At 72.6% G+C, this 11,483-nt stretch carries 12 protein-coding genes; 4 read left to right on the top strand and 8 right to left on the bottom strand.

Annotated elements, in window-relative coordinates; translation table 11 throughout:
• Nucleotides 1-168: 168 nt before the first annotated feature.
• Nucleotides 169-294 (top strand): hypothetical protein, encoded by a 126-nt coding sequence (locus Q1N79_RS09835; protein ID WP_300607171.1) that lies wholly within the window; start codon nucleotides 169-171, stop codon nucleotides 292-294.
• A gap of 106 nt (nucleotides 295-400) precedes the next feature.
• On the opposite strand, the gene Q1N79_RS09830 is transcribed toward Q1N79_RS09835, so the two are convergent.
• The 3 genes from Q1N79_RS09830 to Q1N79_RS09820 all read right to left on the bottom strand — a co-directional run bounded on the left by Q1N79_RS09830 (nucleotide 401) and on the right by Q1N79_RS09820 (nucleotide 3,484).
• The gene (locus Q1N79_RS09830) at nucleotides 401-1,369 is read right to left on the bottom strand and encodes a hypothetical protein (protein WP_300607168.1); all 969 of its coding nucleotides are present in this window, start codon (nucleotides 1,367-1,369) and stop codon (nucleotides 401-403) included.
• 62 nt (nucleotides 1,370-1,431) lie between these two features.
• Nucleotides 1,432-2,607 (bottom strand): TrkA family potassium uptake protein, encoded by a 1,176-nt coding sequence (locus tag Q1N79_RS09825; protein ID WP_300607164.1) that lies wholly within the window; start codon nucleotides 2,605-2,607, stop codon nucleotides 1,432-1,434.
• A complete protein-coding gene (locus Q1N79_RS09820; protein ID WP_300607161.1) occupies nucleotides 2,600-3,484 on the bottom strand; it encodes a hypothetical protein in 885 nt (294 codons plus the stop codon). The genes Q1N79_RS09825 and Q1N79_RS09820 overlap by 8 nt, the downstream gene beginning before the upstream one ends.
• A 134-nt stretch (nucleotides 3,485-3,618) precedes the next feature.
• Here Q1N79_RS09820 and Q1N79_RS09815 point away from each other — a divergent pair, with 134 nt between their 5' ends.
• Nucleotides 3,619-4,290 carry a TetR/AcrR family transcriptional regulator gene (locus tag Q1N79_RS09815; protein ID WP_300607158.1) on the top strand — a complete coding sequence of 224 codons (672 nt, stop codon included), beginning with the start codon at nucleotides 3,619-3,621 and terminating at the stop codon, nucleotides 4,288-4,290.
• A gap of 136 nt (nucleotides 4,291-4,426) precedes the next feature.
• On the opposite strand, the gene Q1N79_RS09810 is transcribed toward Q1N79_RS09815, so the two are convergent.
• The 5 genes from Q1N79_RS09810 to Q1N79_RS09790 form a co-directional block, all read right to left on the bottom strand.
• Nucleotides 4,427-5,560 (bottom strand): ABC transporter permease, encoded by a 1,134-nt coding sequence (locus tag Q1N79_RS09810; RefSeq protein ID WP_300607154.1) that lies wholly within the window; start codon nucleotides 5,558-5,560, stop codon nucleotides 4,427-4,429.
• Complete coding sequence (locus Q1N79_RS09805; protein WP_300607152.1) at nucleotides 5,557-6,459, bottom strand: ABC transporter ATP-binding protein; 903 nt, start codon at nucleotides 6,457-6,459, stop codon at nucleotides 5,557-5,559. Before Q1N79_RS09805 ends, Q1N79_RS09810 begins: the two co-directional genes overlap by 4 nt.
• Nucleotides 6,456-6,863, bottom strand: a complete 408-nt coding sequence (locus Q1N79_RS09800; protein ID WP_300607149.1) for a GntR family transcriptional regulator — start codon at nucleotides 6,861-6,863, stop codon at nucleotides 6,456-6,458. The genes Q1N79_RS09805 and Q1N79_RS09800 overlap by 4 nt, the downstream gene beginning before the upstream one ends.
• A 163-nt stretch (nucleotides 6,864-7,026) precedes the next feature.
• Entirely contained in the window at nucleotides 7,027-8,763 is a 1,737-nt protein-coding gene (locus tag Q1N79_RS09795; RefSeq protein WP_300607146.1) for a hypothetical protein, read from the bottom strand.
• A 214-nt stretch (nucleotides 8,764-8,977) separates the two neighbouring features.
• Nucleotides 8,978-9,736, bottom strand: coding sequence for a maleylpyruvate isomerase family mycothiol-dependent enzyme (locus tag Q1N79_RS09790; protein WP_300607143.1), 759 nt, complete (start codon nucleotides 9,734-9,736; stop codon nucleotides 8,978-8,980).
• Nucleotides 9,737-9,824: 88 nt separating this feature from the next.
• On the opposite strand from Q1N79_RS09790, the gene Q1N79_RS09785 reads away from it, so the two are divergent.
• A complete protein-coding gene (locus Q1N79_RS09785) occupies nucleotides 9,825-10,640 on the top strand; it encodes an AraC family transcriptional regulator (protein ID WP_300607140.1) in 816 nt (271 codons plus the stop codon).
• Between the two features lie 63 nt (nucleotides 10,641-10,703).
• Nucleotides 10,704-11,483 (top strand): alpha/beta hydrolase (locus Q1N79_RS09780; protein ID WP_300607138.1); only part of this gene is annotated, 780 nt, incomplete at its 3' end.

Below are 11,483 nucleotides of genomic sequence, written 5' to 3'. Positions count from 1 at the left end.
CCACCGGCGGACTCCACACCCGCGGCCGCATCGCAATCTCCTCCTGCCCGTAACCGACCCATCACCAATCGCTACAGGCAGGCCTAGCACACACAACAGCCGCTAGACGCCGGAACAAGCACCGTTACTTGACCGGTGCTCTAGCTCGCGGCCGACGTGGACGGCTCTGTGGCTGACGGCGGTGCCGTGGACGGAGCCGGGGTCGGCTCCGGCGAGGACTGTGAGGGTGAGCTCGCCAACGGGGAAGCGGAAGTCGGCGAGGCAGACGGTGACGTGGGCGATGACGAAGGCTGACCCGGGAGCGGCCCGGGCTGCTGTGCGGACGCCGCCCCGCTCGGCAGGAACCCCGGCCGCACGAAGCCGGGCGGCGACAAGACCACGGCCAGCCCGACCAGAGCCACTACGCCAGCACGCCTGCGGGGCCCGGCCCCGCCCGGCCCCAGCGGCGGGGTCGCGCTGGCTCAGGGACCGTCCGCAGATCGTTGATGACCTGCTCGTTCAGTTCGGCGCCCGCCAGCACAGGCAAAAGCTCCGGTGCCCACTGCGCAGTGCAATCGGCACGCCGGCCGGCGCAGGCGCCGCAGCGGCCCATGTGGTCCGACACGGCAAGCCGCAGGTCAGCAGCCAGCACCACGCCGTCCCGCCGGACCGCCCAGAACATGCCGCGATCGCCCAGGCCATCAGCCAGCAGCTGCCGCAGCGCCCGGCAGCCGGGAATCGTGTCATCGCGCGGGTCGACGGGCTCGGCGGCCGCGAGCGCGGTGACCTCGAAGGCGCGCAGGATCGCCTCGCGGTTCTCCCGGCGCAGCCGCCGGGCCGCGTCGGCGTAAGTGCCCAGCTCCGTCGCGGCGCCGCGGCTGTCCAGGGCCCTGCGCACGAACACGTCGTACATCTGCTGCCGCGGTTCGGGCAGCGTGGCCACGATCTGCTCCAGCCAGTGCCGCACGGCTGCCAGCCGCGTCGCCGAACCCCACACATCCGGCTTATCCGGCTTATCCGGCTCATCATCGGCGATGCCGGCCTGCAGGATCTCCCAGTTGACGGCATCGGCCCGCGCGGGGAGCCCGGACGCGAGACCGCGATCGACCACGATGCCAAGCAGCCAGTCCCGCAGTCGGCCTGGACGCGCCAGTTTCGCGGGATCGCGCATCGCCACGTAGGCGACGAGGAAAACGTCACGGGCCGCGGCGACCGCGGCGTCGGCATCGGGCCACAGCCGTGCGGCGCACCTGCCGAGCACCGCGTCGCGATGCTCGCGGACCACGCAGCCGAACACCGCCGCGCGTGCTCGTTTCGTGGCAGCCTGCCTGAACCGCCGCACCAGCGCGGCGTCGGTCTGTCCGCGCTCGTTCGCGGTGGTGAACGCCACTCCACTCACGGCCAGTCGGACCCGCCCTCAGCAGGGTGTCACAACATGCCTACAAGGTACGACTATAAGGGCACATCAACATCTTCGTGTAGTTCCGAACGCTTGCGCACGCCGGCCCAGCGCCCGCGTCTGCCCTGAGCTGGGGGAGCCGCCACGGTCCGTTCGGGAGTGAAATCTCCCAGCTTCGTGGTGTCGCGGCGGCCGATGATGGGCCGTTGATGAGAGCTGACCAGGATGAGCCGGTCGCCCGCGGCGAGCCGGCGTGCCGCGGGGTGGTCAGCCGGCACCACCTCATCGCCCCGTACGAGCGCGATGACCGTGCCTTCCGCGTCCCGGGCCGGCCTGCCGACCTCGGCGGCGGTCACCAGCCGCTCCACCAGGTCGAAACCGCGGCCGCGATCCAGGATGTCGCCGATCACCCGCCCCGCGGCGGGGCGCACCGCGGAGATGGCCAGCAGCTGCCCGGCGGCACCTGAGGAGACCACTACCTGGTCGGCGCCGCTCAGCCGGAGCAGGTCCTGGTTCTCCTCCTCGCGGACCGCGGCCACGATCGTGACGCTTGGGTTGAGCTGGCGGGCGGTAAGGGCGATCAGCACGGCGGTGTCGTCGCGGTTCACGGCGATGACCACCAGGCGGGCGGTGCCGATCTCGGCGCGGCCGAGCACCTCTCTCCTGGTCCCGTCCCCGGTGACCGCCACCAGCCCGGCCGCGTTCGCGTCACGGGCGGGTTGCGGCAGGACGTCCACGACCACGACAGACTCTGCGGCCGTCCCGCACTCGCACAGCGTCCTGACGGCGCTTCTGCCCTTGGTTCCGTAACCGATGACAATCGTTTGGTCGGCCATTTTTGATCTCCATCGGGCGATTCGCCAGTTCGTGCGGGTTTGCCGGGTCAGGACCTGCAAGGTGGTTCCGACGAGGATGATGAGGAACAGCAGCCGCATCGGGGTGATCACTACCGTGTTCACCAGCCGCGCCGCCGTGGTGACCGGGACGATGTCGCCGTACCCGATGGTCGACAGCGACACGGTGGCGAAGTAGATGCTGCCGAGAACCGACAGCGGCCTGCCCGGGTGCGCGGAGTCCCGGTAGCCGTAACGGTCCAGGTAGACGATGGCGGACGACAGGACCAGCAAGCCGACCGCCAGCAGCATCCGTGCGGCCACCGCCGCCAGCGGGGACCCCCGCCGGGTCGGGAACGACAGCGTGCCGGCCACCGGGGCGGGCGAGTCAGGCACTGCCGTTGCGGCTGACGACGGTCGCGGTGAAGACGACGTCAGGTACGTTCGGGCTCTGCGGCAGGCTGACGGTCACCGCGATCGTTCCCTCCCTGCTCCCGGCGGTCAGCGTGGGGGAGGTCGCGTAGCCATTGCCGGCGCTGATGCCCGCCGTGGCGCTGGCCTGGCCACCGGGGAAGGCGGCCGTTCCGGGACGAGGGCCGGCCGGCCCGACGCGGAAGGTGACCCTCGAGCCGTCGAGCACGGGGTACCCGTGGGCGTCGAGCACCCGGACCACGAGCGGGTGCGCGAAGTTGGTGCCGGCCAGGGCGCTTTGCCCGTCGCCGCTGACGATGTCGATCCGGGCCGCTGGCGAGTAGCCCACCCGCAGCGTGAACAACGCGCCGTATCTCTCCCTGACCACGTTCGCGGTCACCTCCAGGAACCCCACGCCGGTCCCGGCGGTCAGCACGGGGCTTTCGGCCGCGCCGCCGGCTCCGGTCACCACGTCGGCGCTCTGCGCGCCGCCGGGGAAGGCCGCCGTCCCGGTCAGGCTACTCCCCGTGACGATGCGGAACGTTACGGTGGTCCCCACGATCGGATGCCCGTTGTCGTCGTAGACCAGCACACGCAGCGGCTGCTCGAACGGCGACCGTGTGGTGGTGGTCTGCGCGGTCCCGCTCACGCTGATGACCATCGCTATCGGGTCGTCCGCCGTGGTGCGGACCTGCGCGCTTGCCACGCCCGGAGTGACGAGCGCCAGCGCGCTCGCCGCGCCGGCCACCCCGGCCGCGCAGGCGACGGCCAGCCCGGCCCAGGCGAGCAAACGGCGCCGGCGGCGGGCCGGTCCGGGAGGTCCGTCCGGGGGGCCGTTCTCGGGTAGTGAATCTGTGCTCATGGCCGGTGTCCTTTCGGGAAATCCCCGTCCCAGCTAGGACTAACGCCTGTTTCCTCAGTTACGTAAGGAAACAATCGTTAGGCTAACATGGAGGCAGGCTCCCGGCAAGGCCTAACACTTGTAAGGTGGCATCCGTGACAAAGGCACCGGCCCGCAAGCCCTACCGGCGCGGCGAAGGCGGCAAGCTCCGCGGCGACATCATCGCCGCGGCCGCCGCCGTGATGGAGGAAACCGGCAGCGAGCAGTCCGTCACCCTGCGGGAGGTCGCCCGCAGGATCGGCATCGCCGCGCCATCGATCTACGAGCACTTCCCCAGCCGCGAGGCCATTGTTTACGCGGTCATCGACGACCGCCTCGTCCAGCTGCGCGCGGCGCTCGAAACGGCCGTCGGCGGCGAGCGCGACCCGCTGCGCCGGCTGCGGGCCGCGTGCGCCGCCTACCTGCGCTTCGCCAGCGAGCAGCCCGGCCAGTACCGGGTTCTGTTCGGCCGCTACCAGCACCTGGGCGACCGCCCGCCCAGCCGGGGTGCCGCCCGGTCCGAAGCCTTCACCCTGCTCGTCAACGCGGTCCGCGAGTGCGTCAGCTCCGGCCAGATCGCCAGCGACGACCCTGCGGCCGATGCCGTCACCCTCTGGGCCGCCCTGCATGGCTACGCCACCCTGCGCGCCAGCCTCCCGCACTTCGACTGGCCCGCCCCCCAGGCCGCCTTCGACCGCATCCTCAGCCGCTACGTCCCGGCCATCCCAAGCCAGGGAAAGATCCAGGCACCTGGTCTCGCCCGGCCATCAGAGATCAACGCAGGATGACAGGTACGCGAGCTACGGAGCTTCACAGTCAGGGCTCTCATCTTCCCCGCATACCCCCTCCGGGTAGGTAGCAGGGTCAGCTTTCATGATCATGGAAACCAGGGCCGCCGGGCGCCCTGCGTTGAGAATCTACAGATCATGCCGCCTGCTTGCGGCGGACCTGCCAGACGCACACCCAGCCGAGCCAGGCGGCGAGCACCAGATAGCCGCCGGTTTCGATCCACTGCAACGGCCAGAACCGGCTGGCGGGCTGGTAGGTCACGGCCTGGCGCAGGTGCATGGCAGCCAGCGCCTTCCTGCAGTCGGCCGGGTCGATGCCAGACCCGGGCGTGGGAGTGCATGCCCCGGGGAGCGCCGTGAGTACGGGGCCCACGGGCGTCAACACGACGTTCGGTGCCTGCGCGCCCGACGGGGTGATGATGGTGTCCGACAGGACCCACGCGCCCGGCTTGTCGAAAGGCGCCGTGAACAGGTTCCCGCTCACCTGGCCGGTGGCCGCGTTCACGTTGACCGCGGTGCGCGAGGCCTGGAGGCTGAGCGGCGCCGTGAAGTGGGCGGGCGCGAGCAGGTGCGGCCTGATGAGGTTCGGCACCACGACCTGGATGACCACGAACACGAGTAGTGTCACGGCCATCGCGGGCAGCGTCCGGCGCAGCAGCACGCCCAAGGTCACGCCGAGCGCGAAGGCGAACGCCGCGTACCCAAGCGGGGCCACGCCTCGCGCGTCGAAGATGACGGGGACAAGCCGGGCCTCCGCGAACCCGTTGAAGGTGACGTGTATCCCGTTCCCGCCGCTCGCGGCGGCTTGCGCGGATCCGCCGGCGAGCGATGCCGCGTCGATCGGGCTGGCCCACCAGGTCACCAGCAGGCTGAGCAGGCCCGCGGTCGCGACGGCGGCGAGGCCGACGAGGCCGAGCTTGACCAGGGTCCAGCGGGTGCGCGTGACGCTCTGGTTCCAGGCGATCCGGTGCGTGCCGGCCTCGATCTCGCGGGCGATCAGCGGCGCGCCCCAGAACAGGCCCATCAGCGCGGGCGCCGCGAGCAGCAGCAAGACGCTGCCGTAGTAGAGGATGTGGTCGAGGCTGCCGACATTGTCCAGGAAGATGCTGGCGGCCGTGGCGCAGCTGGCGTGGCAGGCGGACAGGCCCGCGGCGGCGTAGCTGGCGGCCAGGCCAGCCCTGGTCGCCGCCAGCAGGACCGCGAGCACGATCAGGGCACCGGCTGCGGCGATGGCCTGCGGGCGGAACTGGCGCCAGGTCAGCCAGGTCATGGCCTGGCCTCCAGCGTCCTGGTGTCCAGTGACCCCGCGGAGGCGGGGCCCATGTAGGCGAGGATCAGGTCCTCGAGGCTGACCGGGTCGACGATCCAGGCCGGGTCGATGATCGGCTCGCTGCTGCGGACCAGGAAGGTGCTCTGCCGGCCGGCGTGGCTCTCGCTGATGACCTGATGGCTGGCCGGCAGGCTGGCGGTGTCGCGGCGCGGGCCGGTCAGCAGGTGGTGGGCGGCGAGGAGGCTGTCCACCGCGCCGTCGATCCGCACCCGCGAGGCGACAAGCACGATCAGGTAGTCGCTGACCCGTTCCAGGTCGGCGACCAGGTGCGAGGACATCACCACGCTGAGCTCCTGCTCGGCCGTCGCTTTCATCAGGACCTGCAGGAACTCGTGCCTGGCCACCGGGTCCAGGCTCGCGATCGGCTCGTCAAGGATCAGCAGCTCAGGGCGCTTGGCGAGGGCGAGCGTCAGCGCGAGCTGCGCCTGCTGGCCGCCGGACAGGCTGCCCGCCTTCTGCCTGGGGTCCAGGCCAAGCTGCCCGATCCTGCTGCGGGCTAGCGCGGCGTCCCAGCGGGGGTTCAGGTGCGCGCCGAGCCGGAGGTGGTCGGCCACGCTCAGCCCGCCGTAGGCCGGGGTGCCCTGCGCGACGTAGCCGACGCGGGCGAGCTGATCGGGACCGCTGGCCGGCCTGCCACCGAGCACCTCGACGGTGCCCGTGCTCGGTCTCAGCATCCCGGTGGCCAGGCTGATCAAGGTGGTCTTGCCGGCCCCGTTCTGGCCGACGAGCCCGGCCACGTGCCCGGCGGGGATGGTGAGCGTGCAGTCGGCCAGGGCCCAGCGGTGCCCGTAGCGCTTGCCGAGGCCGCGTGCCTCAATCGCCGCGGGTGCGCTCGTCATACCGCCTCCTCCCGTGCCGCGGACTGGACGGCCCGCTGAAACAGCGCCTCGATATCCTCGGCGTCCAGGCCCGCCTGCTGCGCGCGGCCGATCCACGCCGACAGCTCCAGGCTGAGCTGCTGATGTGCGGCGACCGACGCGTCGCTGACGGTCTTGGTCACGAACGTGCCGACGCCTGGCTTGGCGGCCGCGAGGCCCTCGTACTCCAGCAGGCGGTAGGCCTTGAGGACGGTGTTGGGGTTGATCGCCAGCGAGCCGGCCACGTCCTTGACGGTGGGCAGCTGATCGCCGGCCCGCAGCACGCCCAGGCGCAGCGCCTGGCGTACCTGCCGGATCAGCTGCAGGTACGGCGCGACGCCCGACTTGCTGTTGAGGTGGAACTCCATGACGCGCGCCGCCCCCATGCCATCAGGACTTAATCTAGGTGGCTAGCACAATAGCTTAATGAGTTGAGGCGGGCAATAGGTCCCCCATCGCATGACGCTACGGAGGATATGGCGGTGAATGCCCGGCGGCGCGGCTCCGGTCCCCGGATACCGCTGGGCAGGTCACGATCGGGCCGGCTGCCTAGCCCGTGGCCGATGCGGACGGCTCCGGGGAAGACGTCGGCGGCGTGGACGGCGGCAGGCTCGACGGCGCCGGCGTGGACGGGGCCGGGGACGACGGCGGCGGCGACGACGGGTCTGACGTGGCCGTGGCGGTCGCGGTGGCGGTCGCGGTGGCGGTGGTCGTGGCGGTGGCGGTGGTCGTGGCGGTGGCGGTGGCGGTGGTCGTCGCCGTGGGCGATGCCGAGGCTGACGGCGAAGGCGACGGCGACGGCGAGGGCGAAGGGGACGGGGAAGGCGACGCAGACGGCGACGGGGAAGGGGAAGGGCTCGGCTTCGGCTTGGACGGTGACGGTGACGGTGACGGCGACGGCGACGGCGACGGTTTCGGCTTAGCCGGCGAGCTCGCGGTCGGGGACGCCGAAGTCGGCTGGGCCGCCGGCGGCGTGGGCGAAGCCGGCCCCTGCCCGGGCTGCGTCGGCCCGGACGACGACGACGGCGCCGGCGCCGCCGCACCGCCACCGGTATCCGTGGGCACGCCCGCCGGGGAGCCCGTGGTCGCGCTGGGGGCCGTCCGCCCGTGGGTCGGGGTCGAGGTGCCGGTCACCTGGGGGCCGCCGCTGCCCGGGTCGGCCGTCGGCGACGATGAGGAGGAACCCCCCGGCACCGAAGCCGACACGAGAAACCCTGGCTGCACGAAGCCGAGCACAAGCAGCAGCACCACGAGCAGCCCGGCCCCCGTCGCCGCCATGGCAACCCGCCTGGGCAGGCCCGGCCCGCCGGCGCCGGCGCCAGCCGAAGCACCGCGGCCCCGGTGGTGGACGCCGGCCGGCACCCAGTAGCGGGACCGCTCGGGCTCAGGGATCACGCGCAGGTCCTCGATGACCTGCTCGTTCAGCTCCGCCCCGGCCAGGATCGGCAGCAGCTCCGGTGCCCACTGCGCCATGCAGTCGTCACGCCGGCGCCGGCAGGCGCGGCAGTCGCTGACATGGGACGTCACGCCCAGCCGCAGGTCAGCGGGCAACACCAGGCTGTCCCACCGGACACCCCCTGGCATGCCGCCGTCGCGCAGGCCATCGGCCAGCAGCTGCCGCAGTTCCCCGCACCCGCCGGCCCCGCCACCGAACGGGTCAGGATCAGCCTCCGCGGCCGCCAGCGCGGTGACCTCGAAGGCGCGCAGGATCGCCTCGCGGTTCTCCCGGCGCACCCGCTGGGCCGCGGCGGCGTCGGTGCCAAGCTCCGTCGCGGCGCTGCGGCTGTCCAGCGCCCTGCGCACGAACATGTCGTACATCTGCCGCCGGGGTTCGGGCAGCGTGGCCACGATCTGCTCGAGCCAGCGCCGCACCGACTCCTGCCGCGCCGCGTGACCCCGCATGTCCGGCCCGTGCGGCGGGCCGGCGGCGATGCTGGCCCGCAGCGCCCCCCAGTTGACGGCGTCGACCCCGGCGGACAGCCCGGACGCGAGATCGCCGTGCGCCGCGATGCCAGCCAGCCAGTCCCGCAGCCGGTCCGGGCGCGCCAGCTTCGCGGGATCACCCATCGCCAGGTAGGCGACGATAAAAGCGTCATGGGCATAGGCGACCGCCGCGTCGGCATCGGGCCACAGCCGTTCGGCGCAGCGGCCGAGCACGGCGTCGCGATGCCTGCGGACCACCCGGTCGAACGCCGCCGCGCGTGCCCGCTTGGTGGCAGCCTGCCGGAAACGCCGCACCAGCGCGGCATCGGTGTGTCCCCGGTCGTTCGTGGTTATGGACGCCACTCCATTCACGGCCAGTCGGCCCGCCCCCTCAGCAGGATGTCACAGCGACATATGACTATAAGCCCAAATCAACACCTCCGGGTACATCCGCACGTTTGCTCACTCTATGATCCGGAGAATCAAACATTTTCCGCCGAACGATCTCGCCCGTCTCCCCAGCGCCCGCGTCTGCCTCGAGCCGGGGGAGCCGCCACGGTCCGTTCGGGATAACCGGTCAAGCCCAGCGGACCTGGACGACCTTCGCCCACAGTGCCAGCGCACGGGTGTCTCCGCGGACGCTAATGCCCGCGCTCTGCGGGTCCTGGCGGTTCCACAGCAGCAGGTACAGGCCGGCCGCGGGACCCGACACGACGGTGTCGGCCGTGTCGTGCCCCCGGTGGGCCTGCAGGCGGCCCGAGCCGATGGCAATGTGCCAGCCGGCCGCGGTGTCGGTGGCGTTGAGCTGCAGCGTGCGGTCCGCTGGCGGCCGGACGGCGGGCTTGCGCCGTGGCGCGAACCCCATGACGAGCTCGTCGACCCCGTCGGCGGCGAACTCGGGGTCGAACGGCGTCACCTGGCCGGCCGCCAGCTCGGCGTCGGCGCGGTGGATCGCGGTCTCGTGGGCCTGGCGGCGCGCCCAGAAGGCCAGCGGGGACGGCGCGGGCAGGAACGTGGCGCACGACACCGCGGGATCGGCCGACCGCAGCGTCGCGACCAGCGCCCGGTGCCCGTCGCGGTAAGCCCTCAGCAGCTCGGCGTCCGGCGGCCCGCCGGCGAGCAGTTCGGCCTCCGAGGGGCCGTCGATGATGCGGTCCCTGGCCTGGCGCACGTGCGTGCCCGCCCACCAGTGGATGTAGCGGATGTGGCGCAGCAGGTCCTTGACCCGCCATGGCTGGCAGGGCGGAACGGGGGCGTCCAGCCCGCCGCGCTCGGCCGCGTCGGCGAGCAGCTGCCCCTCGCGCTCGAGGGCTGCCAGGTGCTGACCGGTTTCCACGATCGTCGATCATGCCGGAACCGCCGCCCGGGCGCTTGAACATCCGTGCGCGGTTCGGCGGCCGTCAGGTGCGCGTAGCGTGGGGAGCGTGCTGCAGGGTTCGGCGATCGCGGCCGGCGAGCAGTTCAGCCTGTCCGCCGTCCGCTGCTCCCACGCCCGGGCCGGGTTCGACTCGCCCGAGGTGGAGCGCGCGCACGTGCTTGTCGCCGTCCGCCGCGGGGCGTTCCTGCGCCGGGTAGACGGCGGCGAGGTCCTGGTTGACGCCGCGCTGGCGTATCTGAGCGCCCCGGGCACGGTCGAGGAGTTCGCCCACCCGGTCCCCGGCGGGGACGTCTGCACGGTGATCCGGCTCGAACCCGGCCTGCTCGCCGAACTCAGCGGCGGCGACCCGGATGTCCGCCTTCCCGCGGTGCCGATGGACGCGGCCAGCCAGTTCGCGCTGCGGCGCCTGGTCGCCGCCGCGCGCCGCGGCGACCCGGACGGCACGCTGGCCGAGGACGTGGTCCGTCTGGTCGCGGGCCTGCTCGCCCGCAAGCTCCCGGCCCGGGCCGGCAGCGGCCGCCCGGCCACCGCCGCCGCGCGCAGCCGCATCGTCAACCAGGCCAGGGCAGCGCTGGCCGCGGACCCGCGCCTTGGGCTGATCGACCTCAGCCGGGTCACCGGCTGCTCCCCGCACCACCTGAGCCGCGTGTTCGCCCAGCTCACCGGCTCCACGGTCAGCCAGCACCGCAACCAGCTGCGGGTCAGCCTGGCGCTTGACCGGATCGCGCAGGGCGAGCCTGATCTCGCCGGCCTCGCGCACGACCTCGGCTTCGCCGACCACGCGCACCTGACCAGGACGATCCGGGCCGCCACCGGGCAGCCGCCGAGCGCCTGCCGGGCATCGCTGTCCGAAACCCGGTGACCAGGGACCTGGCCCGGGATCTCACTGGCGCGAAGGCGGCCCCTGGTCGGCAGGATGGCCCGCATGATGACGACACGCTTCCGCACGATCGACGGGGTCCGGATCAGGTACGGCGACAGCGGCGGCCCGCCCGCGCCGGCCCCGGCCGTCGTGCTGACCAGCCCGTGGCCGGAGAGCGTGCACGCGTTCGCGCCGATGTGGGGCTCGCTTTCCGAGCGCGCCCGGCTGTTCGCCGTCGACCTGCCGGGGTTCGGCGCATCCCAGCGCCGCGCGGACCTGCTGTCCCCGCGGGCGATGGGGGAGTTCCTCGCCCTGCTGATCGCCGAGGCCGGGCTGGGCAGGCCGCACATCGTCGCGCCCGACGTCGGAACCGCGGCCGCCCTGTTCGCGGCGGCCGGCCATCCGGAACTGATCGCGAGCGCGATCGTCGGCAGCGGCGGGACCGCGGTCCCGATCCAGCTCGGTGAGCCGCTCGCGTCGTGGGTGCTCGACCCCGACTTCGGCAAGTACGCCGCGCTGGACCCGCGCGCGGTCGTCGGCGCGGCGCTTGACACGATCGCCGGCGGGCTGCCTGACGACATCCGCGCGGACTACCTGGCCTGCTACGACGGCGACCGCTTCGCCGAGTCGATGCGCTATGTCCGCAGGTATCCGGAGGAGCTGCCCGTGCTCGCCGGGCTGCTGCCGCGGATCGCGACCCCGGTCACGATCATCGCCGGCCGCCGTGACCGCGCCGTCCCGCTGGCCAACGCGGAGTTCCTCGACGAGCGGCTGCCCGCCAGCCGCCTCGTGCTCCTCGATGCCGGGCACTTCGCCTGGGAGGAGATGCCGAAGGAGTACGCC

This window comes from Trebonia sp., assembly GCF_030042015.1.
Classification (GTDB): Bacteria; Actinomycetota; Actinomycetes; order Streptosporangiales; family Streptosporangiaceae; genus Trebonia.
This window is presented reverse-complemented; position numbering and strand designations above follow the sequence as displayed.

Bases quoted from the DNA above. Each gene is read 5' to 3' on its own strand.
- Q1N79_RS09820 (WP_300607161.1), bottom strand. From the start codon at position 3,484: ATGAGCACAGATTCACTACCCGAGAACGGCCCCCCGGACGGACCTCCC.
- Q1N79_RS09800 (WP_300607149.1), bottom strand. From the start codon at position 6,863: ATGGGGGCGGCGCGCGTCATGGAGTTCCACCTCAACAGCAAGTCGGGC.
- Q1N79_RS09805 (WP_300607152.1), bottom strand. From the start codon at position 6,459: ATGACGAGCGCACCCGCGGCGATTGAGGCACGCGGCCTCGGCAAGCGC.
- Q1N79_RS09810 (WP_300607154.1), bottom strand. From the start codon at position 5,560: ATGACCTGGCTGACCTGGCGCCAGTTCCGCCCGCAGGCCATCGCCGCA.